General features: G+C 43.2%; 22 protein-coding genes and 2 pseudogenes. 6 read left to right on the top strand and 18 right to left on the bottom strand.

Going from position 1 to position 23,325, the window contains the following annotated elements:
- Positions 1-717: 717 nt before the first annotated feature.
- The 14 genes and pseudogenes from F6J90_RS20815 to F6J90_RS20750 all read right to left on the bottom strand — a co-directional run.
- Positions 718-1,806 (bottom strand): hypothetical protein, encoded by a 1,089-nt coding sequence (locus tag F6J90_RS20815; protein ID WP_293097573.1) that lies wholly within the window; start codon positions 1,804-1,806, stop codon positions 718-720.
- Positions 1,807-1,997: 191 nt separating this feature from the next.
- Entirely contained in the window at positions 1,998-2,420 is a 423-nt protein-coding gene (locus F6J90_RS20810) for a hypothetical protein (RefSeq protein WP_293097570.1), read from the bottom strand.
- A gap of 893 nt (positions 2,421-3,313) precedes the next feature.
- Positions 3,314-4,288 (bottom strand): UDP-glucose 4-epimerase GalE, encoded by a 975-nt coding sequence (gene galE / locus F6J90_RS20805; RefSeq protein ID WP_293097567.1) that lies wholly within the window; start codon positions 4,286-4,288, stop codon positions 3,314-3,316.
- Positions 4,289-4,444: 156 nt separating this feature from the next.
- Entirely contained in the window at positions 4,445-5,773 is a 1,329-nt protein-coding gene (locus tag F6J90_RS20800) for a glycosyltransferase (RefSeq protein WP_293097564.1), read from the bottom strand.
- A 58-nt stretch (positions 5,774-5,831) separates the two neighbouring features.
- On the bottom strand, positions 5,832-6,884 hold the full coding sequence (locus F6J90_RS20795; protein WP_293097561.1) for a polysaccharide deacetylase family protein: 1,053 nt from the start codon (positions 6,882-6,884) through the stop codon (positions 5,832-5,834).
- Positions 6,884-7,654, bottom strand: a complete 771-nt coding sequence (locus F6J90_RS20790) for a methyltransferase domain-containing protein (RefSeq protein ID WP_293097558.1) — start codon at positions 7,652-7,654, stop codon at positions 6,884-6,886. Before F6J90_RS20790 ends, F6J90_RS20795 begins: the two co-directional genes overlap by 1 nt.
- Positions 7,651-8,466: a class I SAM-dependent methyltransferase gene (locus tag F6J90_RS20785; protein WP_293097555.1), complete on the bottom strand. Its 816-nt coding sequence runs from the start codon at positions 8,464-8,466 to the stop codon at positions 7,651-7,653. The genes F6J90_RS20790 and F6J90_RS20785 overlap by 4 nt, the downstream gene beginning before the upstream one ends.
- A gap of 13 nt (positions 8,467-8,479) precedes the next feature.
- Entirely contained in the window at positions 8,480-9,592 is a 1,113-nt protein-coding gene (locus F6J90_RS20780) for a glycosyltransferase (RefSeq protein ID WP_293097552.1), read from the bottom strand.
- Complete coding sequence (locus tag F6J90_RS20775) at positions 9,589-10,617, bottom strand: STELLO glycosyltransferase family protein (RefSeq protein WP_293097550.1); 1,029 nt, start codon at positions 10,615-10,617, stop codon at positions 9,589-9,591. The genes F6J90_RS20780 and F6J90_RS20775 overlap by 4 nt, the downstream gene beginning before the upstream one ends.
- Positions 10,618-10,632: 15 nt before the next feature.
- The gene (locus F6J90_RS20770; RefSeq protein ID WP_293097547.1) at positions 10,633-11,442 is read right to left on the bottom strand and encodes a sulfotransferase domain-containing protein; all 810 of its coding nucleotides are present in this window, start codon (positions 11,440-11,442) and stop codon (positions 10,633-10,635) included.
- Between the two features lie 545 nt (positions 11,443-11,987).
- Positions 11,988-12,134: a hypothetical protein gene (locus tag F6J90_RS20765; protein ID WP_366513797.1), complete on the bottom strand. Its 147-nt coding sequence runs from the start codon at positions 12,132-12,134 to the stop codon at positions 11,988-11,990.
- A gap of 26 nt (positions 12,135-12,160) precedes the next feature.
- Positions 12,161-12,610 (bottom strand): hypothetical protein, encoded by a 450-nt coding sequence (locus tag F6J90_RS20760; RefSeq protein WP_293097544.1) that lies wholly within the window; start codon positions 12,608-12,610, stop codon positions 12,161-12,163.
- Positions 12,611-13,341: 731 nt separating this feature from the next.
- Complete coding sequence (gene galE, locus F6J90_RS20755; protein ID WP_293097909.1) at positions 13,342-13,977, bottom strand: UDP-glucose 4-epimerase GalE; 636 nt, start codon at positions 13,975-13,977, stop codon at positions 13,342-13,344.
- 147 nt (positions 13,978-14,124) lie between these two features.
- Positions 14,125-14,322 (bottom strand): annotated as a pseudogene (locus F6J90_RS20750) (hypothetical protein); the annotation flags it as partial.
- 68 nt (positions 14,323-14,390) lie between these two features.
- Here F6J90_RS20750 and F6J90_RS20745 point away from each other — a divergent pair.
- A complete protein-coding gene (locus F6J90_RS20745; protein ID WP_293097542.1) occupies positions 14,391-14,519 on the top strand; it encodes a hypothetical protein in 129 nt (42 codons plus the stop codon).
- A gap of 145 nt (positions 14,520-14,664) precedes the next feature.
- On the opposite strand, the gene F6J90_RS43660 is transcribed toward F6J90_RS20745, so the two are convergent.
- The 3 genes and pseudogenes from F6J90_RS43660 to F6J90_RS20735 all read right to left on the bottom strand — a co-directional run bounded on the left by F6J90_RS43660 (position 14,665) and on the right by F6J90_RS20735 (position 16,383).
- A complete protein-coding gene (locus F6J90_RS43660) occupies positions 14,665-14,916 on the bottom strand; it encodes a methyltransferase domain-containing protein (RefSeq protein ID WP_366513796.1) in 252 nt (83 codons plus the stop codon).
- On the bottom strand, positions 14,917-15,819 hold the full coding sequence (locus F6J90_RS20740) for a class I SAM-dependent methyltransferase (RefSeq protein ID WP_293097539.1): 903 nt from the start codon (positions 15,817-15,819) through the stop codon (positions 14,917-14,919).
- Between the two features lie 105 nt (positions 15,820-15,924).
- Positions 15,925-16,383, bottom strand: a pseudogene (locus tag F6J90_RS20735) (TylF/MycF/NovP-related O-methyltransferase).
- Between the two features lie 1,318 nt (positions 16,384-17,701).
- On the opposite strand from F6J90_RS20735, the gene F6J90_RS20730 reads away from it, so the two are divergent.
- The 5 genes from F6J90_RS20730 (at position 17,702) to F6J90_RS20710 (ending at position 22,151) form a co-directional block, all read left to right on the top strand.
- On the top strand, positions 17,702-18,022 hold the full coding sequence (locus tag F6J90_RS20730) for a 2Fe-2S iron-sulfur cluster-binding protein (protein WP_293097536.1): 321 nt from the start codon (positions 17,702-17,704) through the stop codon (positions 18,020-18,022).
- Positions 18,023-18,606: 584 nt separating this feature from the next.
- Positions 18,607-19,827 (top strand): transposase, encoded by a 1,221-nt coding sequence (locus F6J90_RS20725; RefSeq protein WP_293097533.1) that lies wholly within the window; start codon positions 18,607-18,609, stop codon positions 19,825-19,827.
- Between the two features lie 60 nt (positions 19,828-19,887).
- A complete protein-coding gene (locus tag F6J90_RS20720) occupies positions 19,888-20,073 on the top strand; it encodes a hypothetical protein (RefSeq protein ID WP_293044317.1) in 186 nt (61 codons plus the stop codon).
- Positions 20,070-21,167: a DUF3326 domain-containing protein gene (locus tag F6J90_RS20715; protein ID WP_293097530.1), complete on the top strand. Its 1,098-nt coding sequence runs from the start codon at positions 20,070-20,072 to the stop codon at positions 21,165-21,167. Before F6J90_RS20720 ends, F6J90_RS20715 begins: the two co-directional genes overlap by 4 nt.
- Before the next feature lie 390 nt (positions 21,168-21,557).
- Positions 21,558-22,151 carry a CPBP family intramembrane glutamic endopeptidase gene (locus F6J90_RS20710; protein WP_293097906.1) on the top strand — a complete coding sequence of 198 codons (594 nt, stop codon included), beginning with the start codon at positions 21,558-21,560 and terminating at the stop codon, positions 22,149-22,151.
- A 315-nt stretch (positions 22,152-22,466) separates the two neighbouring features.
- On the opposite strand, the gene purN is transcribed toward F6J90_RS20710, so the two are convergent.
- Complete coding sequence (gene purN, locus F6J90_RS20705; RefSeq protein ID WP_293097527.1) at positions 22,467-23,123, bottom strand: phosphoribosylglycinamide formyltransferase; 657 nt, start codon at positions 23,121-23,123, stop codon at positions 22,467-22,469.
- Positions 23,124-23,325 lie beyond the last annotated feature (202 nt).

Here is a 23,325-nt window from a genome sequence, read left to right as displayed (position 1 = left end):
TAACAACCTCGGATTTTAGCCAGGGTAAACGCATCTAATTTAGTAAAAATGGTAACAGACAAAAATTTCATTAACTCAATTTGTTGTGAAATCCGAATAAATCCCATCCTAAAGCAGTTTTTTTTGTTCAAAGTCAACAAATTTTCCGCTGACTTTAAACAAAAATTAACTAAGACTTTGTACGAAACCATAATAGAGAGTACTCTCAAATCGACTAAGGATAACACCGCCAATAATTGAGAATAAGTTGTTCTTATTGATAATACACAGGGTGATTCTAGGTTTTTGATACTATTGTTTACTTTTTGACTGTAATTTTTGATACAAATTTATATGCGTTTACCCTGACTCAGTATCTTACCGAAAAAATTGGGTTTAAAGCCCTGTCCTTATAGGACGGCTTTATTTTTCAGCTAAAACTTGACAGTTTTCACAGAGCGTGTTATGATTATATTATAAATAAGAAACTAAAAAGCTAGATAAATACTATCTAAAAATAAGTAGGCAACGTAAAAAATATGTATCAGATGCATATTGCGTAATTTGGTCTAACGAATTAAACGTCTATGAAAAAAATTAGATTAAAAAAGTATCTATCTATATAAAAAAGGTACGGTGGGCCACACCGAAACCTGGGTCATAGACCCTCTACGCTTGGGGAGAGGAGACCTCTATTTTTCCAGGCTCCGGCCTGGTTGAACAAGTCATCTCGTTGAATCAAGAATCCCCGTCCATAAGCGGGCGGGGAGTGTCAAGGAACAGAGGAAGTGATGAGGCTTCCCTTTGTAACACTTCGGTTGGTGACGGCTTGCTTATTATAAACTTCAACTCTCGACGCAAATCATATAGCCTTGAGATACTTCTGAGCTTATAGGAAAGCCTGTTTCTAGATGCTTGACTTTTTTCTTGCTTTTTAATGTAGTTCACCAAAATTTGGTCAATTTCCGGCTGTCGTTTGAGCAATCCTTGGCTAAAATCCCTCTCAAGATATTGCAACAAAAACGAATAATTTTTATCGCTGATCAGACCTTCTATGTCATTCTCTTCATAATAAAACCATAGTACTATCCTAGGTCTTACGGGTGCCCCATATTCTTTGAGCGTGGCCAGCTCTGCCAATGGCCCATTACCAATATTACCTAGATTTAAGAGCTGTCTGTTGCGTTGCCTGAGTTGCCCACCGATGTCTTCCCCCGGCTTGACAAAAGCCCCGTGGGTAAACGAATCGCCGATCAAGACCATATCCAGGGCTCGATTTTCGTAAATGCCGGGAGGATTATTAAATCCGTGTTCATCACTCTGATAAACAGACCACTCTCCTGATTCATTGCAAAGTATGGTTAACTTATTTGAGAGCACCCCCAATGGGTAGATATGATCTTCGCCAACATTCACCCCCTCGGTTCCCCTGAGAAAAAAAGCATGAAAACCGGGATAAGCCTCAATGCCTTCTTTTCGGAGGTCCATTAGAACTTGCAACTTGGTTCGCTTATCGAAGGGAACACCACTTTGCTGTGCTCGCTTAATTCCCTCAAGTCGTATTCGTTCCTCTGTTGGTTTTCTAATCCCTCCTGCCACTCCAAAAAAAAGTAACAATTCTAGCAAATATAGACCGAAACCAATCGATAGCAGGGCGAGGGCAAAATTGACCTTGGTCTCTTCGCGCCACTTTAATAAAGCAAAACCAAACAGTAATATGCCAGCAACAGCAACTAGATAATACTTAGTTAACTGCTCCGGGGAAAGCGGTGATAAAAAGGTAGAATGAATAAGAACCGCCAGACAAAATGTGATGGCACCTGTCAATACTATATTAGCAAACTTCTCCGGTTATCTCATATTAACTAATCCGGAAAAGCTAGCACGACCTAAACTAATAAATTATAAATTCAATTCCATCGGTCAAATTATATACAAAATAAACAGTGAAATTTTGTCATAAACAACACCAAAAATAAATCTGGTATTATACCCCTAAAATCGCCCACCGAAAACCATCAACAACTACCACTTCTAGACTGCCGACGGGTAAATTCTCCCACTGAGGGGTTTCCTTGAGGATCCATCACCCCTGTTACCTGTTGCCATAACTGATCTGGAGCCAAAGATACCTTATAGGTGCGATCGCCTGTCTGGCACAAGTGATACCAGTTGGTTGACTGGCACTGACTACACCAAAAAGCCTCTAGCCACTCTCCTTCCAGAGCTACTGTGGTGTTACTGGCGATCAGCATCAAGGCATATTTTTGTTTAACACCACGCTGGATTAGTTGTCCTGCTCGATCAGCAAACAACCGATATTTTTGACTAGCGCTATCAAGGTAGCAACGATGAATTGGACAGAAAATAGCTCTTCTTTTAGAACGTTTCCGATTGCGTTCACTTCTTCTTTTACCTGTTGCTTGAGTGCAGTTTTTCATTAGTTAATTTTAACAAAAGCTAATTTTTTTTAGCTTTACTAAGTAAAAATAGACACAAAATCTCCCCTTTACTCACTTTACTGCAGTTAAAATTAAAACTTGATAAAAGTGATGTGGGGAGAGACTGATATCAATAGGACTATCGAAGCCCACTCCGAAAATTAAAGAACTAAATAGTCTTTAATTTGTTTCTAGTCAATTAGTTGATTAAGTTGTAGAGAGCACCGAGAAAAATTTTGAAATTATTTCCTAAACCAACCTCAAAAAACAATGAGTATTTAAGCAGCAACTAGTTATTTTAAGGGTTCGTAGAGCTTTCGGTACAATTGAATAAATTGGTGGTATAACTTTGTCTAACAGACCTCTGGGGTAAATTAGCTTTTAGATCAGACCTGATCAGGATTTCAGGTTGATTTTTCGAGATGTCTAATCTTTAAATTACTTTTAGTCAACAATTGTCCATACCTCTAAAATAATATCAAAAAACGCCGAATAAGTCAATGCAATTTGGATAACTCCAACCTACATTTCGCACTTCATAGTGTAATCCGTAATTATGACGCTTTTTGTAGATTTGCTCAAACACATAAATTCAAAACTTATCAGTATTTATACGCAAAAAAAATGGCAGAGCTACACAGGAAATGCCGATTACTTTGCATACTACAAATTAATCGTTTGATTTTGATGCTTGATTATTTTATCTAAGAGGATATCTGAAAAGTTTTTTGATACTGAATTTTGCCCCCCTAGCCCCCCAATTCTGGGGGGAACAAGAATCTATTTGCTGGTAAAAGTCCCCCAAAATTGGGGGATTTAGGGGGCTTAGGTGTAGCAAATTAGACTTCTCAGACAACCTCTAATCCCCTACTACATTTAACGGCAACTTAGTATCACCAATGCTTGTGCCACTCCCAAGTCGTTTTCACAATCATCCCTAAGTCGTCATAATTCGGCATCCATCCCAAAACCTCCCGAATCCTCTCCACACTTGCCACAACACTTGCCGGATCTCCCTTCCTCCTGTTCACCTCAACTACGGGAAAATCCACCCCAGAAATCTCCTTCATCTTCTTCACCACTTCCCGCACGCTATACCCGCGCCCATAACCACAATTGAGAACCTCACTCTGCCCACCTTGCTCCAAATACTGCAACGCATCTAGATGAGCAGTGGCTAGATCCCAAACATGAATATAATCTCTCACCGCTGTCCCATCAGGAGTAGGAAAATCAGTACCAAAAATCTTCAAGCATTCCCGCCTGCCCTTTGCAGCATCACAAGCGACCTTAATTAAATGACTCCCTTGGGAATTACCCTCGCCAATTCTCCCAAAGGGGTCAGCACCCGCTACATTGAAGTAACGCAAAATCAAATACCTTAACCCCGATGCAGCAGCATAATCCCGAATCATCCACTCATTGATCAACTTCGAGCGACCATAGGGATTAATCGGTACTGTGGGTAAAGACTCAAATGCCAGACTATGATTTACTTCCCCATAAACTGCTGCGGTACTAGAAAAGACAAACTGCTCCACCCCATACGCCTGACAGCACCTCAGCAGAGTTAAAGTATTGCAGCTATTGTTAGCGTAATAATCTAAAGGCTTGACCACCGACTCCGGAGCTACCTTACTTCCAGCCAGATGTATGACTGTAGTAAATTGTTCCTGGGCAAATAGTTGATGGAGTCGCTCCCTATCTGCTAAATCTCCAACGACTAACTGCCCATGGAGCACAGCGGACGCTGAACCAGTAGAACAGTTATCGTAAACCACAACATCGTGACCAGCTTCTGATAATTGAAGCACTACATGGGAACCAATATAACCAGCCCCACCAGTTACTAAAATTTTAGTTACCATAAAGAAGGTTTTTCTAAAGGATTATGTAAAAAAAGGAAGTTACGAGAGGTAGATTTATTTTTAGTGCTATTCGTTAAGTTGATGTAGGGTGGGCAGTGCCTACCAACGCGCTTTGCAAGCTTATTTTATCTGTCTCAATCACTGCCCACCCTACGATTAATGACAATGGTGCAAGATGTGGGCATACCAACTTAAGTATTGATCTACCATCCGTTGGACTGAAAAGGCCCGTTTGGCAGTTTGATGAGCGTTTTGGCTCATTGCATGGCGTAATGGTTCTAAATCGATAAGTTTCAGGATGCGTTCCGCCATTGCTGCACTATCGCCTTGAGGGACGATAAAGCCTGTTACGCCTTCTTCGACTTGTTCGGGAATGCCACCGACAGCGGTCGCCACCACAGGCACACCACAAGCTAGTGCTTCGAGAATGCTGGTGGGAAAGGTGTCAGCTTTAGCGGCATGTAGATAAAGGTCAGCCCCTTGATAGTAGTTAGCAACAGTGGTGCGATCGCTTTGATAACCAACGTGACGTACTTCAACATTTCCTATTTGTTCTGTCGGGCCGTCATCACCCAAAACCACAAAACAGATTGGGGATTGATCGAAAACCTGCCTTGTTTGGACGACCGCCGATAGTTTGCCAACCGCATCATGGAGCATCGCGTAATCTTTCCACGGATTGCGACGAGTTGCTTCCGCGCTGAACAACAAGATTAACGCATCCTGTGGCAATCCCAATCGGTCACGCACTTCTGCTTTGGGAGCTGGTTTAAAAATGTTGAGATCGACCCCATTGGGAATGACTCTTGCATCAACAACAGCAGGAGCTAACATTGAATGTTCAACTTTGTTCATTAACCATTGGCAAGGGGTGGTAATGTAGAGTTTGCTTCGCTGATAAATCTGAGCCTTGCGTTGCCAATTAAAAGCGGTTGCATCCCGTCGGATGGCGGGGTAGAGCCTCAAATCAGGGCAGTGCCCACAGCCGATTTGCCAACGGTCGCAACTGAGTGAGTGGGCGCAATGACCACTCAGCAACCAGGCATCATGGAGGGTTAGCACTAAGGGTGCGCGCTGGCTGAGTTGGGGTAGTTGGTGCAGGTCGAAATAGTCACCATGTAGGTTGTGGGCGTGGATGATTTCTGGCGCAATGGGAACCAACTTCTCAATATCCCGACTCCCGGCATAGTGAAAATTTTCGTGCCCCTGCCTCAACTCCCAATGCTTACACGGTTCAGCTAGAAATTTTAAAGCACTCGCCAAAGGACTTGGGTGCCGCCTTTCAATTTTTGACGCTGCACCCAACATCGATTGACTGATCTTGCCAAGATGGGGTATCACTACTGTGTAGGGATCGTCACTCTGCTTTTCGCTCACCGCCAGCCAACTTTGGCAGCGGCGCTGCCGATAGCCTTGATGCAACTGCCACGCAATTTGTGCTGCGCCTCCTGTAATGTCACGGGTATTGATGCTTAAGATTTGCAAGGATCGCTATCTCCTTCAAACACAATTCGATCAATTTTTTGCGCTCGCTCCTGTGTGCCTACGTCAAAAGCCCCCGCAATCGTTCAGCGAATTCATCACCATTCCAATCACGCACCACAATACGGGGGAGCTGATAGCGATCGCAGCGCTTCCAAACAACATCTGGGAAGTTGGCACAAGCACAGCTAAAGCCTATTTCACGCACCAACGCAACAGTTTTGGGTGTATAACTTGCTTGGGTACCAAATGGATAGGAAAAACTGCTCAGTGAACGACCCAGAATTGTTTCTAACTCTGTTTTACTGCGCTCAATTTCTGTAAGCTGGGCAGCAATGGGCAAGGTAGCAAGGTTTGGATGGGTGATGGTGTGGGCACCTACTTCAACTAAGCCACCTTCCGCTAATTGAACGATCTCCTCTGGCTTCATTGGTCGATGAGTGGGACGAGCTTTCGTCCCTTGACCGCTCTGTTGTTGTAGTGTTTGCAAACTGGCTGCAATTTCTTGCCCCGACAACCCAAGTAACTGGCGATGCAGCCCACGATAGATTGTATGGCGTGGTGTTGGATCTGTTGGTTCCAAAACGCTCCAACTCCGATAACGCTCATGTTCCTCTTTGCTATAGGTAGTTGCTTTTCCCAATGCCCACTCCTGAAGTTCCCCTGCGACTTTAAGGGAGAGTTTTTGGGGAAGTGTGTTCGGTTGTAACAACAGTCGCTCCAGTTCATCCCACCAAAATTCACGCATTTGCCCGATGTAATCGGTTGTCACAAAGACCGTTGCTGGCACATCTGCCTGTGCTAACAAGGGTTTGGCATTGGTGATATTATCGACATAGCCATCGTCAAAGGTAATGACCACTGCCCTAGGGGGAATATGACCTACCCGCAGTGCATCAGTAAGCTGTTGAAGGCTGATGGGATGGGCGTATTTCCGCAACACTTCCAGGTGTTCGGCGAAATGGCTTGGTGACACGCACAACAACTGCGGATCTGCTGGTGCATCCGCCACCCGATGGTAGAGCAAAATCAGTGCCGTGTTAGACATTTTTTTCCTCAGCCAGCGGCTTGCGCTATGGATTCGTCCCATCCCAAAGTTGATAACTCTTTTCATCACTTCACTGCCCGCACTGTAATCAAAAGTTGATAATCAGGATCGTGATAATCGAGTTCTTGTGCCTTAAGTTCTTGCGTTGCCAAACCCTGCAAAAAGGCACATGCACTCAACACATTGCCATAGGTGTTGACCCTTACCTGGTCGTGACCAAAGACATCACCAAAGAGTCGCCGTGCTGATGCATCAGTAAAACGCCAGTAATCGCCCCAACGATCCATGTCATAGCGACTGATTTGACTAATGCCCGGAAAGGTAGCCAACAACACTCCACCTGGCTTAAGGGCAGCATAACAATTAGCGATCGCACTGTGCACATCATAAATCACAAGCAGGGTCTGGGTCAGAATCATGCAATCAAACGCTTCTGTGGGCAACCCTTGCCCGGTGGCTAAGTCCCCCACAACCGTGGCTTGAGGATTACCAGCTTGGGCGTGTAAGACATGAATTTGTGTTACGCGATCGCAACCAAATTGACGAGTGTAGACAGCCTCCCCAATTTCCAAGACGGAGCCAAGAATATCCTCAGCATGGGTTTGCAGAAATGCTTCAATATAGTATCTATCAATGGGCATCCCTCGATCCAACCCAAAAATGCGGCTGATGGGCGTCAAGCGCCGCAAATTGCCCCACCGGACAGGTTGGACTGTCACCTGTTGATACCACTGGAACGTTTTCTTGATGGCTGTTGCTATAAAGGAATGAATTGCTGCTACCTCCATAATATTTCGTCCAGAATGCGAACCTATAAATGTTAATCTAGGCATCATACACGCTCGCCTTGAACCCGATTCCAGACGGCAGTTTTACCCTGCGGGTGCCAAGGCTCTCGATATTCTGGTGGTTTACCTTGCCACTGGGTAGGTTTGACCACACGCACACAGATAAGCACGGGATAGTGAACATCTTGATGTTGCAATTCATCGTTAGTGAGTTCTTCCGCAGGCATATTCATCTGATAGGCAATGCGCGCAAACAAATTACCATAGACTTCCGAGCTATAATCTGCCTGTGTAACCCCAACTCGGCGCAATAAATTTTCAACACCGATAGGTGTAAACCAGTGGTACAAAAACAGTGGTTTCCCCGTTCCCATATCTAAACCGTCGGGAAAATAATAGTCTACACAGGAAAAGTTAATCAGTAACACGCCACCTGGCTTTAAGATGCGCAGGGAGTGATAGAGTGCCGCTTCCACATCATAGATAATGTGCATAGTAAACTGATTAACAAAGCAATCGTAGGTGTTGGCACTAACATCGTCGGCGCGGCTTAAATCCGCAACAACTGTCACTTCCGGACTGTGTGCCGAGACATCTATCGCATCAGCCTGTGTTAAAGCTTGACCACCAAAGCGTCGAATGGTGGCGGTGGTTCCGATCTCTAGCCCTCGCCCCCGAATGTCCCCAAGATGTTGATCAAGATATCGATCCCAGTAGTAGCGCACAATTGGTGTACCGCGCAATTTGCCCTCCTCCAGTGGACGATGGCTGCGAAATTGAGCTGTACGCAGATAGCGCATCGGTAAAGTCTTATAGAATTCCCAATAAAGGTGTTTCAAGCCTTTTTTGATGTTAGACATAGGGAGGAGTCATTTACTGATAAATTGCCTCTTTTCCAGTTTGAATCCACTGCAAAATTTGCTGTACGCGCTTGTCCGTAGTGTGGAATTGCCGAATACGGCGACGGGCATTCTCTGTGATTTGTTGGGCAAAAAGAGTATCTGATTGCAAGCGCTGAATATGACCAGCTAATTCCTCTGGGGTATTAAAGAGTAAAATTTCTTTTCCATCTTCAAAAAGTGCTTGGTTGCGCGGTCGATTGGGAATCTCCCAAGAGAGTACCGGGCGTCCTGCAGCCATACCCTCAATCACACGGGGCGTGTAGGACTTGACAAAGTGGGGCAGATTGACAACTGCGACACCCGACTGTAATCCTTGCAGCCATCGTACATAGCTGCGTTTGCGAATGCAACGTACCGCATTTAGATAGACAGAATAAAAAGGAATGGCAACAGGATTTTGGATCAGACGACGTGCAGGACGGCTGTGTAAGCGATCGAAAACTTGTGGATACAGTGTGTCCTGATCAGGCGAAGCGTGGCGACTGAGATGCTCTTGGAGAAGGGGGTGCTCAAGCCACGCCTGTCGTCCACGATAGATACTCCCGCTAAAAAATGCCTGATTGTAGGTAGGCGGTGGGACATCTTCGTGAATCAAGCTTTCCACCACAGGGCTGGGAGCCCACATACAAGGCAGCCCGCAACGATGCTTTACCTTTGCCACATCAGCTTCATCATAAGCCACCACATGGGTCAAATGAGGCAAACATTTCTCGACTTCGGCCTGTGTCCGTTGCATGTCGGGGAGTTCTGCCATTTCAGAGTCTGTGTAATCGTAAATGGACTCGGTGAGCAAGCCCACACGAACGGGGGCTAAAGCAGCAAGCATCGCCAACTGCGTCTGACTAATGTCACCCCCATCCCGTGCCGATGAGAGGACCAAATCATTGATCCATACTTGATCAAACGTCCGTCCCGCAATAATCTCTTTAGCAAGGGCAAGCCACGGAGTCGTGATGGTGAGAAACTCAACCTGATTTGCCCGTAGTCCTTGCTCCCAACCAATATGGAGATTGTAAGACCATGCCCGTGCTGCTCGCCAACTGTGCATTTCGCACTGTACTAGAAGAATTTTGATCGGTTTCAAGCAGCCCCCTCTTTGATGTAATAGTTGTCCCTGTTTTCAAGAATGCGGGTCAAATCATTCAACCACGCTTGGCAAATCGAGACCTCAAGCGCACTAACAAATCCAGCCTCTGCCAAAGCAGAATAGACTACTTTGAGGTTTTGAAGGGGGTTTTCTCCCAATTCCAGTGTGTCCAGCAAAGCCACAATTGCTTTGACCCCAAGGTAACATTCTACCTCTTGCTTGAAATCTGTCATCAGGTCGTGTGGATTGCGCTTTTGGTAAACGTCAGCAGACTGAAATCCGAGATATATACCTTGGTTCCACATCAGTTTTTGGGCAATATATCCACGCAATATATCGGTAAAGCGGAAGCTTGTAGTTGAGGGCAGATAAAGGTAAGGAAAGGCATCTCTATGCCAAAATGTGTTTTGTGAATTGAAGGGGCAATACTGATGCTCTCCTAAAAAGACCGGGCTATTTTTGGCAAAGGTAATGTTTTCACCGATGATCAAGCGGTAAATAGCATCCACATCGGGATCGAGATCGACCACCCCCTGCCAAACCCCAATCGAGACAGGCTTGGTATTAAGAAGCTGATGCTCGGTCTGATGCTTGATTTCGTCTAAAGGGTACCCTCGTGGCCAAACTAGCTTTTCGGTGAAATAACGATAGATGTTTACAAACTTTTGTTCGGTCACATATTGCCTGTCGCCATAAAAATCGTAGATTCCCCAACTCTCTGTGGGCCAGTTGTCATCATCAGTGTCATAAATCACCTCTGCCCCTGCTTGAATTGCATACAAATAGCCAATATTTTTGCGAGCATAATGATTATAAGGACAGTGTTGACTAATTTCGTAACCCAGTTCAACTTGATCGGCAATCGATAAATACGTTAAATTAACAGAAGACTCAATTGGAGGCGTTTTTTTATCACCAACCACAACGATTTTCCAATCGCTTTTTTGCTCGAATAAAGAGAGTGCTTTTGATTTCTGATTTATCGTGGTAACAACGATATATTTGTTCACAATTTGTACCATTAAAAAATGCTTTTACTAATAGCCAATTTTGGTTTTAACTGGCGCAGTAACGTTGTCTAAATTTTCGACTAGACTTGTGGAAAAATACTCTTTCCAGCCACCCGCTTTTCCACTACGGATAAATTTTTCGTTTTGAGAAACTACTTTTTGATCCTTGAGATGTCGAGCTTCGCGTTTGCCAAGATTAGAAAAACGACAAAACTCTTCAGCTTCTTTGGCATATTGGGGATAAAAAGATAAACCAAATGCATCGGTGAAGCGCCTGATCTGTGCCACCGGCTCACTCAGTAACGATTCATAATGAATGACAAAGGGATTGTACACTAACCAGCTTTGATGAAAAGTTGTCCATTCTCGGGCCATGTTCAGCACGAACTTCTGAAAATAAAAGCGGTGATAAAACCATTCTCGCCATGTAACAGGTAAACCCGAAGACCAATGTTGGTGCAAACGACGCTCAAAAAATAATCTGTAGTAGAAATAGGAAACTGCAACATCTTTTGGTTCTCGGACAATTAGCACCAAAAAATCGGCTGAGTTATAGCTTTGCTTTGCCAGAAATTTGGGATGTGTATGGCAAAATTTATCTGCTAGGGCATGAGTTTGGATGACGGAAAGAATTTCTTTTTTTTGATCCGAACGATGATGTTCTCCTGAAAGCCCCGCATCGTTGTACGCACGAACAACATCCAACATTGATTTACCAGTAAGAATAGCTTCTTCAATCGCTGCATCATAGTACGGCGCATTAAAATAGTAAGAAAATAAGCTATTTACCCAAGTATTGCCAGATCTGGGATAGCCAGCAATGAGTATGTTTTTCATTATTTTGCTTTAATTAGTTATTGATTCGACAGTCCATGAAAGCTTAGGGCAAACAACACCATCCCAGCTTTCTGGATGGGTTGAACCGTGATTACCAATTCCATCCACATTGAATGAGAGTTCAGATACGCCACACCAAGAATTTTTAACACCTGGACTGCCTGCTGTCACTTCAACAATGTATCGGTTACGATTTAAGATATTGGCAGAAATGACACATTGGGCTTGGGTTTAGCCCCGGTGTATGAATCATGGGAGAAACCGAGTGACTTGTTTACGTAAAGGTTGTCTCACCTGTTGTGGTCAGTAAAGCTAAAATGACTCTTATCCCTGCTACAGGTTTTTTGACGAGATATTCTATCGCCACCACGATTTCTTGATCTGTGCGGAAGGAAGAACGCAACTCGCTTGCGCGGTCAAAAAGCTTGATAGATTGCAATGGTCAAAAACCTTGATAGATTGCAGTTGTGCCTGCTCGCTACCAAGGCCATCGCCATCTCGCCACTCAACCATTCCCCCTTCGATAGTAAGGTAATTTGGCTAGATTACCAAACACCACCGTAAACACTACCATTGTCAAAAAGGGCTCGCCATGGCAATAAATAGAACAATTCCCGATAGCCCCACAAGTCTTTCCAGTACTGCTTTTCTGTACGTCCCGCTTCAATGACTAGTTTCGGCTTGGCAGCCATTGTGTGACTACTGATAACAGAAAAAGCTAAATCGCCCCAAAATCTTTAACCCCATGAAAACCAATTTTTCTAGACTGCCGACGGGTAAATTCTCCCACTGAGGGGTTTCCTTGAGGATCCATCACCCCTGTTACCTGTTGCCATAACTGATCTGGAGCCAAAGATACCTTATAGGTGCGATCGCCTGTCTGGCACAAGTGATACCAGTTGGTTGACTGGCACTGACTACACCAAAAAGCCTCTAGCCACTCTCCTTCCAGAGCTACTGTGGTGTTACTGGCGATCAGCATCAAGGCATATTTTTGTTTAACACCACGCTGGATTAGTTGTCCTGCTCGATCAGCAAACAACCGATATTTTTGACTAGCGCTATCAAGGTAGCAACGATGAATTGGACAGAAAATAGCTCTTCTTTTAGAACGTTTCCGATTGCGTTCACTTCTTCTTTTAGGTGTTGCTTGAGTGCAGTTATTCATTAGTTTATTAAACAAAGCTAATTTTTTTCTTTACTAAGTAAAAATAGACACAAAATCTCCCCTTTACTCACTTTACTGCAGTTGAAATTAAAACTTGATAAAAGTGATGTGGGGAGAGACTGAGATCAATAAGACCATCGAAGCCCACTCCGAAAATTAAAGACTATTTAGTTCTTTAATTATTTGGTAGTTAATTAGTTAATTAAGTTGTAGCGAGCACCGAGGTAAATTTTGAAATTATTTCCTAAACCAACCTAAACAAACAATGAGTAGTTAGGCAGCAACTAGTTAGTTTCAAGGTTCGTAGAGCTTTCCGGACAATTGATGAAATTGGTGGGATAACTTTGTCTAATAGACCTCTGGGGTAAATTAACTTTTAGCTCAGACCTGGGGTTTCAGGTTTATTATACGCAGATGTATAATCTTTAAATTGCTTTTAGTAAACCATTGTCCATTCCTATATTAAAATAATATCGAAAAACGGCGAATAATAAAAAAAATACTTGCTAAGTAAAACCCACATTATGCCTTTGACAGTGTAAGTATTAATGATGACGATTTCTGTCTATTTTAGAAAACACATAACTTAAAAAAAAACAGTATTTATACGCAAAAAAATACCCAAGCTACACAGGAAATGCGTATTACTTTGCATACTACAAATTAATCCTTTGATTTTGAGGCATGATTATCTGATCTAATCCCCTACTACCTTTGACGGCAACTTGGTATCACCAACGCTTGTACCACTCCCAAGTCGTTTCCACAATTACCCCTAAGTCGTCATAATTCGGCATCCATCCCAAAACTTCCCGAATCCTCTGGACACTTGCCACCACACTTGCCGGATCTCCCTTCCTCCTGTTCACCTCAACTACGGGAAAATCCACTCCAGAAATCTCCTTCATCTTCTTGACCACTTCCCGCACGCTATACCCGCGCCCATAACCACAATTGAGAACCTGACTCTGCCCACCTTGCTCCAAATAGTGCAACCCATCTAGATGAGCAGTGGCTAGATCCCAAACGTGAATATAATCCCTGACCGCTGTCCCATCAGGAGTAGGAAAATCAGTACCAAAAATCTGCAAACATTCCCGCCTGCCCTTTGCAGCATCACAAGCCACTTTAATTAAATGACTGCCTTGGGCATTACGCTCCCCAATTCTCCCAAAGGGGTCAGCACCCGCCACATTGAAGTAACGCAAAATCAAATACCTTAACCCCGATGCAGCAGCATAATCTTGAATCATCCACTCATTGATCAACTTGGAGCGACCATAGGGATTAATTGGTACTGTGGGTGCAGACTCAAATGTCAGACTCTGATTCAGTTCCCCATAGACTGCTGCGGGGCGTTGCTGAATTACGAAATGGTTTCACCAGAAAGGGGAATTTTATGATATTTTAAATAATAAATAAGAAGCCTAATTGATAAATACAACATTGTCTTGATGCAGTCGCTCATGGGGGAAACCACGCCAGTTGCTCATGGGGGAGACCAAGGCAGTCGCTCATGGGGGAAACCACGGCAGTCGCTCATGGGGGAGACCCCCAAGACCGCGCTGCCTCCCCAAGACCGCGCTGCCTCCCCAAGACCGCACTGGCTCCCCAAGACCGCGCTGCATCGCTTCTTCAGATTTAGAGTAGCACAGAGTGCGTCGATGTAGTCTGGCTAAATAATGTCTCAATCTTGTATTTTCATTTTCTATGTCTTGATGCAGTCGCTCATGGGGGAAACCACGCCAGTTGCTCATGGGGGAGACCACGGCAGTCGCTCATGGGGGAAACCACGGCAGTCGCTCATGGGGGAGACCCCCAAGACCGCGCTGCCTCCCCAAGACCGCGCTGCCTCCCCAAGACCGCACTGGCTCCCCAAGACCGCGCTGCATCGCTTCTAGTCATATAAGTTTTATTAGTTAAATGCTCAATATCATCAATAAACATTTGATAAACAACATACTTATCAGTGGCATACCAAAAGCTATGCCAACATTTTATGATATTCCAAAGTTTTTTAAAAGTTTCAGCACTACGGTCACCGGCAATTTGTTCTAAGTCCGAACTACCCGCAAAATGCCTTGAGGACGTAGGACGCGGTAGCATTCTCTTAGGAATGATTCAGCTATATTTGGGGTAAAGTGTTCTAATAGGTGGGAGTGATAAACGACATGGAATGAGTTATCAGGAAAGGGAATACCTGTTGTTAAATTGTGAGCAATTACGCCTTCGCCTGATGAAGTGAAGTTTACATTTGTCCAGGCTGGATGGAAGCGGCGACCGCAGCCAAGATTTAAGTAGTCCATCTAAATTTTTTTGAATAGCACATATAAGCTTTGACCAGTTAAAAACCTTCTCAAACCAAGATTTATAATTTTGGTATAGCGAGGTATAGTGTAGCGATTAAAAAAAAACTTACCAAAAGGATAGACAGAACTAAAATGATTATTGTAACCATGTATGTAACTCGAAACATGATAAGAAGCTAGTGGCTCGTTAACCACTTTTATTAGTTTAATGGGAAACAGTTTTTCCAGTGATTTAAAAGATAAGCTAGACCATTGAAGCATATGGTGTGGAGGCATATCTAGCAAGTTGTACTGGTATTTAAGGAAGCTCTCTGAATTAGGAACGCAATAAATTAACTTTCCTCCTGGCTTTAACATTTGAATTGACCAATCAATAAAGTCTTTGGGATTAGCTACATGCTCAAGTACCTGAAAGCTACATACACCATCTAATGATTCTCGATACAATTTAGCTCCTTCTTTTAAGTCCAGACGCTCTACCGGAAGATTTTTTTTGTGTGCGGCAGTAACGGCGGCTTCATTAAGTTCAATTCCTATTATATTTAGACCAGCATCTATTATTGACTTCACAAAATGACCAGAACCAGAGCCTATTTCTAGAATATTTTGACATTCTAACAAGTCTCGTAGTGCGACATTGTATTCCCATTTTTCAGGCATGTAATACCAGTCAAACTTATTTAGTTTTTCGTAAAGTTTACCAGAACCAACAACATCAAACGGCGCAAAAAATTTTAGGTTAGTTTCATTACATTGATATAGATAAATATTATGATGACCCTTAAGTTCTTCAGTAATATCTATCTGAAAGCTATCTTTCCAATTTTGGATTAGTTGCTCCGCTTCGATTGTCTTCAGTAGAGTGACATTATTAGAACCCGTTAAAGGACTGATAAGCATAATTTTTCGTTAACCTCGACTATTCAATTTACCTTTTATCCAAAAAGCCTGAGTACTTCCTACCCTTTCCAGGAGTGGTTTCTCATTATTCCTAATACAAAAATCCTAGAAAGCCTCTCTGCAACCCTCCCAATATCCAAAATCATCAAGGATGATACAACCTCCTTCAGGGATTAACTTATAGAATGTATCCAAGACTAAAGTTACGGAATCATACCAATCGGCATCACAGTGTAGTAATGCAACTTTTTTGGGCAGTTGCTCACTAAAAGTTTACTCAAACCATCCTTTCTTAATAATGAAATTATCTTCACTAGTAGAAAATAATTTCATTGCCTTTCTAACATCTTCAACTGAGCCAACACATTCTCCAATCCATTTTTTAGCTTCTTGACCATCTTTATCTTTAGTAGTTGGCATACCCTCAAAGCTGTTATACAACCACAAATGTCTACCTTCCCCCATATATTTTGACAATACGGCTGCAGTTCCTCCCTTATAAGTTCCACACTCTACAAAGTCACCTTCTATTGAATTAAACTTAACAAAATTAGCAAGATTTATTAAATTTTTTTTCTGTGTTGACTAGACATAGTATAAGTTTTTAATTGCTTTATTATGCTTAATTTTTGTTATTTATTATTCTATTTTTAATCATTTTTATTAGGTAGGATGTTTATCATTTATTTGTACCAATTAATTATAGTTTTTGTAAGCATTCAACCGTTAGTGGTCAGCTGTAAGCTTTCCGTAACAGAGATTAAACGAATGCTTACCTGTTTTATTCAAAAGCTGTTCGGTGTAGCTTGCCCTATGCCCATCAGCTGATAGCTGAATGCTTACTTCAAATTTAATCAGTAAAGGGAGAGCATTGGCTAACTTTTCTACACTAACTTTTTTAATTGACTGTAAGAGATTGACGAAAATTTTTCAAAAAATATATTCGGCTAGAGTAAATTTACTTTTTAGGTGGTTTTGGTATAATGTCGGTAACATTGTCAACAGGTAGGTTTTGTTGCAAATAGAAGACCTACCTTTTTTTACCATAAAATGGTACTACCTTTACATAGCAAGCATTTCAGCCTGTTTCGTCACCCCGTCAGCTATGTCGCTTATCCTGTCAGCTTCCTAGCCATTCATGTCACCCCCCCAGGAAATATACTGGCAAAAGGTATCGCTATAACCCTTGGCAAGCAACGATTTATGATTTTGCATATTTTACAAATGATTTATAATTACTGTAGTTATGCACTAAATAAATATTCTTAGGAAACTAGAGGTTTCCGGACAATTTAGTAATTTTTTAAAATAACTTTGTATAATAAAAATCTGCGGTAACTTAACTAACGTTTAACTCAGACCTGATCAGGATTTAAGGATTATTTTCCGCAGAAGAAGTATAATCCTTAAATTGCTTTTAGTCAACAATTGTCGATTATTCAAATCATGCTATATCAAAAAACGGCGAATAAGTCAAGGGTATTTGGCCAACTTCAAGCAAGATTTATTAACAAATAAATTACAGTCAACAGATACCCTACTCAGCTTTTGACAACGCTTCATCAAGAACCTGATTATACTGTTTAGCAATGACTTCAGGACTAATATTCTCTAATCAATACTAGACTCGCCGTAAGATGGCCAGATGGGGAGATGGCCAGATGAAATTGATCTGTAGCCGTGTGAGCCCTAAGAATTGGGATTAGATCACCATGAGATTGACAATGAGGACAAATTGTAATATGGAGTTTGCCCTTGTACTCAAGTCAAGTGACTAACGAAGGCACCAGCTTAATTTATATCCCACAAAGCGCTAAAATAAGCCAGTGACCCTCCCTGTCCTATTCATAGGATTGGGAGTATCAAGCTCGAAACTGATACAATGCCCAAGACTTACACCGTCGAACTTAATCACAAAGGCAACACATACACTATAGAGGTGCCAGAGGATCAAAAAATTCTTGAAGCTGGCCATGGGGCGGGGATAGATTTACCCAGTTCCTGCACCGCTGGAGTCTGTACCACTTGCGCTGCTAAACGAGTAGGAGAAGGCAGTGTAGACCAAACCGATGGCATGGGTTTAGGCCCACAACTCCAAGCAGAAGGCTATGTGCTGCTGTGTGTAGCTTATCCCCGCTCTAACCTGAAATTTGACACCGAAAAAGAAGATGAAGTGTATGACCGGCAGTTTGGTCAGCCGTGATCAGGTCAGTGCTGCTATATAATCGTAAGTATTCAGCTGTCAGCTATCAGCTATCAGACGCTTTAACTCCTCGGGGTTGGATGAGTAAAACAAGCAGGGATTTTCAAGCACCCGTATCAGCAGCCCCAGCTTGTTTACTACCTACCGTTGATTAGCTGACGACTGTTCCCGTAGCGTGAGCCATTCCCGTAGCGTGGCCTTTGGCCAAGGCTCATGGCTGATAGCTGGATGCTTACATATAATCAAATACCATTAGCCGAATAGGGAGAAGTAATGGTTATATAGATTAGCTAGTCCGCGAGAAGCCCCGCACCCTACGCGGATATTGTGGGCGTCGGGATGATAGCGGGGCAATGGAGTGAAGCGTAATTGCCAACTAAGACTCTTTTGGTTCAGGGAAACGAGCTATTAAACTTCTGAGTAATTCAGAGCAGGTCATTCCTCTCCGGTCAGCCTCTTGCTGGAGTTGTTTTTTTTCAAAGCTAGTCAGTCTGATCATTAAATTTTTATCCTTCATTTTGCATTGACACATGTAAAGACGTTGGATATACTAATAATAGGTCGAAAAACAGGAGTTAGCAACAATGATAGCGTCATACCAGTACCGATTAAGACTAACCAAATCACAGAAGGCAGAGGTAGAAAAATGGTTAGAATTGCTTCGTTATCAATACAATTACCTACTTGCTGATAGATTTAACTGGTATGAGCAAAATCGTTGTTCTATTAACTCCTGCCCTTTAATCTGTTACCTGCCAGATCTAAGAAATAATCCCGACTATTTCTCTCAAAAGAAGACACTGCCTCAGTTAAAGAAAGATAGACCTTGGTATAAGGTGCTCCAATCTCAAGTTTTACAGGACTGTGTCAAAAGGGTTGATCTAGCATTTAAGGGATTTCTAAAAGGTGACAGTAACGGAAAAAAGAGCGGCAAACCCAGGTTTAAAGGAAAAAATAGGTACAAGTCATTTACCTTTCCATCACTCTCTAAGAATCCCATAAACGGCAATATCTTAACCCTTCCAAAATTGGGAAAAGTGAAGATGGTTTATCATCGGCCTATTCCAAAAGGGTTCAAGATAAAGACCGCTACCATAACTCGAAAGGCTGATGGGTATTACGTTACACTATCGATTAAAGATGACTCTGTTCCAGGTACTATCCCAGTAGATAACGTCTCTAATCCTGTTGGCATAGATATGGGTCTAAAATCCTTATTGGTCAAGTCCGATGGAACAGAGGTGCAAATACCTCAATACTACCGGAAAGCTCAGAAACGACTTAAGAAAATTCAGAAAGCTGTCACCCGATCTAAAAAAGGTAGTAAGAACAGGAAAAAGGCTGTCACTAAATTAGGGAAAGCTCACAAGAAGGTAGCCGACACCAGGAAAGATTTTCACTTTAAAACAGCGAAAAACTTACTGGACGATCATGATCTAGTAGCCCACGAAAAGTTAAATATTAAAGGTTTGGCTAAAACTAAATTGGCCAAATCTGTTCTTGATGCTGGGTGGGGTCAATTTCTGTCAATATTATCAAACAAAGCTGAGAATGCTGGTTTGGTTACAGTTGCAGTAAATCCCCGCAACACTAGCCAAAACTGTTCTAATTGCGGCAAAAAAGTTCCCAAAAAACTAAAAGACCGTATTCATTCTTGTCCTCACTGTGGTTATGTGGCGGATAGGGATTTAAATGCGGCAATTAATATATTAAACTTGGCGGTGGGGCGTCCCGTCAGAAGTAAAGCTTCCCGAGTAACCGAACCATTGGGTGGTGTTGGGAAGAAGCCCGCGTTGTCCCGTTAGGGCAACGTCGGGAGTACGTCACGATAATCTCATTATCCTAATCAGATTAGGGAGAAAACAATGACAACCCATTTCATTACTGCAGAAATTGACCTCCAAGAGTCCCCTAAGGAACTGCACCAAGCTATTGAAGCAGAACTACAAGAACGGGGAGAACCCCTGCGCTGGGCAGTTACTCATGTAGACCCTGAGCAGGAAAAAGCTACGGTAGAGGCTATTGTAACAAAATCACCGAATAGTAAGTGAATCAGCGTGCCTATACCGTTGTTTTAATCATTCCTACTGGTGTAGGAGCGTCGATTGGTGGCTATGCCGGGGATGCCTTGCCAGTGGCTAGAGCGATCGCACAAGTTTGCGATCGCTTAATCACCCATCCCAATGTCCTCAATGGTGCCCAGTTGTACTGGAACTTACCCAACGCCTTCTATGTAGAAGGCTATGGACTTGACAAATTTGCCGCTGGATGCTGGGGATTACGCCCTGTACATCAGAACCGAGTGGGATTACTCCTGGATCAGGGGATTGAACCGGAACTACGTTTGAGACACCTACAAGCAGCAGATGCCACCAGAGCTACCCTAGGACTGAATCTAACCGACTACGTACTCACAGATGCTCCCTTAAATGTAGAACTGCGCACAGCAGCATCTGGAGCGAGTTGGGGAACAATTGGAAATCCCGATAGTTTATTGCGAGCAGCCCAAGTCCTGATTGAGCAAGCCGGAGCAAATGCGATCGCAGTAGTAGTGCGTTTTCCCGATGACATTGATAGTCAAGCATTGCAAGATTACCGTCATGGCCGAGGCGTAGACCCCCTCGCTGGTGCTGAAGCCATTATCAGTCACTTGATTGTTCGTACCTTTCAAATTCCCTGTGCTCATGCACCAGCATTGATGCCTTTACCCATCGATCCTAAATTGTCACCTCGTTCAGCAGCAGAGGAATTGGGCTATACCTTCTTACCCTGTGTTTTAGTAGGATTGAGTCGCGCTCCCCAATTTGTGGTCAACCAAAACAATTCCCCCTCCTCCCTTGCTAATCCAGATTCTCAAACTATTTCCTCAAAACCAGGGGACATCTGGGCTGATGATGTAGATGCGATTGTCATACCAGCAACCGCCTGTGGTGGTAGCGCAATGTTAAGCTTTAGCCAGCTGCAAACCCAGATCATTGCCGTTGAAGAAAACCAAACTACCATGGAAGTACCTCCAGAACCTTTGGGAATTAAAGCAATACGAGTAAACTCATATTTAGAGGCTCTAGGCTTGCTGGTTAGCCATCGTGCTGGGATCAGTCCTAACGCTCTGAGTCCATCCCTATCATCAAAAAATTGGGTCTGAAACCCCGTTCTTCTAGGGCGGCTTTGTGTTAGAATTATGTAGACGCAGTGACCTGAAAAGAAAAGGTGAAAATCCCAGTAGTGGGACGCTTTGGTTAAATGGTAGTTACCCGAAATGGGTGCTCGGTCAAAGACTCCAATCCCAACCCTCTACAAGCAGAAGTCTTTTTGGTGAGCGAATCAAATCAAAACTTTTAAAGTAGACTCAATGGCAATAAGCTGGAGAGAGTAGAGGCAATTGGCACCGCCAAGTGGACTGCCGATTTCTTGGTACTACGGTACGGGAAGTCGATGTGGTTGTTACGAGCAATGCCCTTGGGTATCTCCTCTAAAGAATCCTCGCGCCAAAAGGCCGGGGAGTGTCAACCCTGCGTCGCTTACATTTTTTCTAGTGACAAAACAAATTCCCGATAATCCCGAACTTGAACCCCTAACCCGCATCCAAGTACTAGTGGCAATGGGTATAACTGCCGTAGTGTTACTAATCTTTGCCAAGCTATGGCTGCAACTAGGCAAGCTGACTCTCCTGCCCATCAAATTTACCCCCAATGCCCTAGTTATAGGACTAGCCATGGGGTTGGGAATTACTGGAGCCAGTGGCTTAGTGTATCGTCTTTGGCCAGCTTATCGCCAGAGTGCAGAAATATACCTAAAGTTAATTCTCAAGCCCCTAATCATACCAGATTTAATGTGGCTAGGACTGTTGCCCGGTATGAGTGAAGAATTACTGTTTCGGGGTGTCATGTTGCCAGCAGTAGGCTTGAATGCTATCGGTATCATAGCCTCCAGTATGCTATTTGGGATTTTGCATCTAAGCGGTATCCAACAATGGCCCTATGTAGTTTGGGCAACCCTTGTTGGTTTGCTTCTGGGGTATAGTGCGGTAGCAACAGACAATTTACTCGTACCAATTGTAGCTCATATCGTCACCAACTTTGTCTCTAGCTTGCTCTGGAAATTGGGTAATTTAGAAAATAGAACATAGACTAGAAAAGACTATCAAATTTAAAATTCAAAATAGAAAATTTAAAAATCATATCATGTCCGGTTGAATACTGACAATCTAGCCAAATCGAAGGCAGAGGGCAGAGGGCAGAAGGCAGAAGTAAAGAAGTAAGGTTTCATCGGAGATGGTTTTTTATCACTAATTATCCGGACATGATATCAAATAAAAATTAACAATTAAATAACAATTAAATAATAATCCGTGTAGGAATTGTGATAATTTTTGTGCGCTGTTCCCGACTCCCGACTCCCGACTCCCGACTCCCGACTCCCGACTCCCTTTGCTAAATAACAATTAACAATTGATTAATGCGATCGCTTCGACTAAAATCCGATGTTCTTGGACTTGAATCCGCCCATGGAGGGTTTCTGGGGTATCATCGGGTAGCACAGGAACAGCTGCCTGGAACAGGATTGGACCACTGTCAACGTCTAGACTTACCACATGAACCGTACACCCTGTAATTTTTACCCCAGCCTCAAGGGCTTGTTCCACCGCCCGCACGCCTTTGAAACTAGGTAATAAGCTGGGATGGATATTGAGAATCCGGTTAGGAAAAGCATCTAGGAGTACCTGTGTCACCACTCGCATCCAACCAGCCATCACGACCCACTCCACCTCATACTGTCGTAAAGTTTGGACAATTTGTTGATCGAAATCTTCCCGTTTTTTATGCTGGTGATTATGTAGGACTGCTGGAATGCCGTATTTTTCAGCTCTAGCTAACGCTTTAATGCCTGGATTATTGTAAATGAGCACGCTGATTTGGGCATTGAGTTGGCCGTTTGCGATCGCACTAGCTATCGCTTCAAAGTTACTGCCACTTCCGGAAGCCATCACTCCCAGTTTCACAGGGGAACTAGTCGGTAAGGAGTCTACGGTCTGTGGTCGAGAAATGTTAGGGGAAATCAAACTGGGGCTGGAATCTGGGGAAGTTAGATTGGCAGTCATATCTGGAAATGCGATCGCACCTTCATAAGCATTACCTTATACATACCAATTTTATAGGAATGTTGAGATAAATGAGTTTCTGTAAACTTCCTACACCTCTGTTACTTGTAAGTGTAGGCTGTCAGTAGCTGTGAGCCAAACATGCACCGGCACGCCTAATTAATTGCATACAAAGCTTAATTTCCGAGTCAAGGTATATGAG

This window comes from Moorena sp. SIOASIH, assembly GCF_010671925.1.
In the GTDB taxonomy this organism is placed as follows: Bacteria; Cyanobacteriota; Cyanobacteriia; order Cyanobacteriales; family Coleofasciculaceae; genus Moorena.
This window is presented reverse-complemented; position numbering and strand designations above follow the sequence as displayed.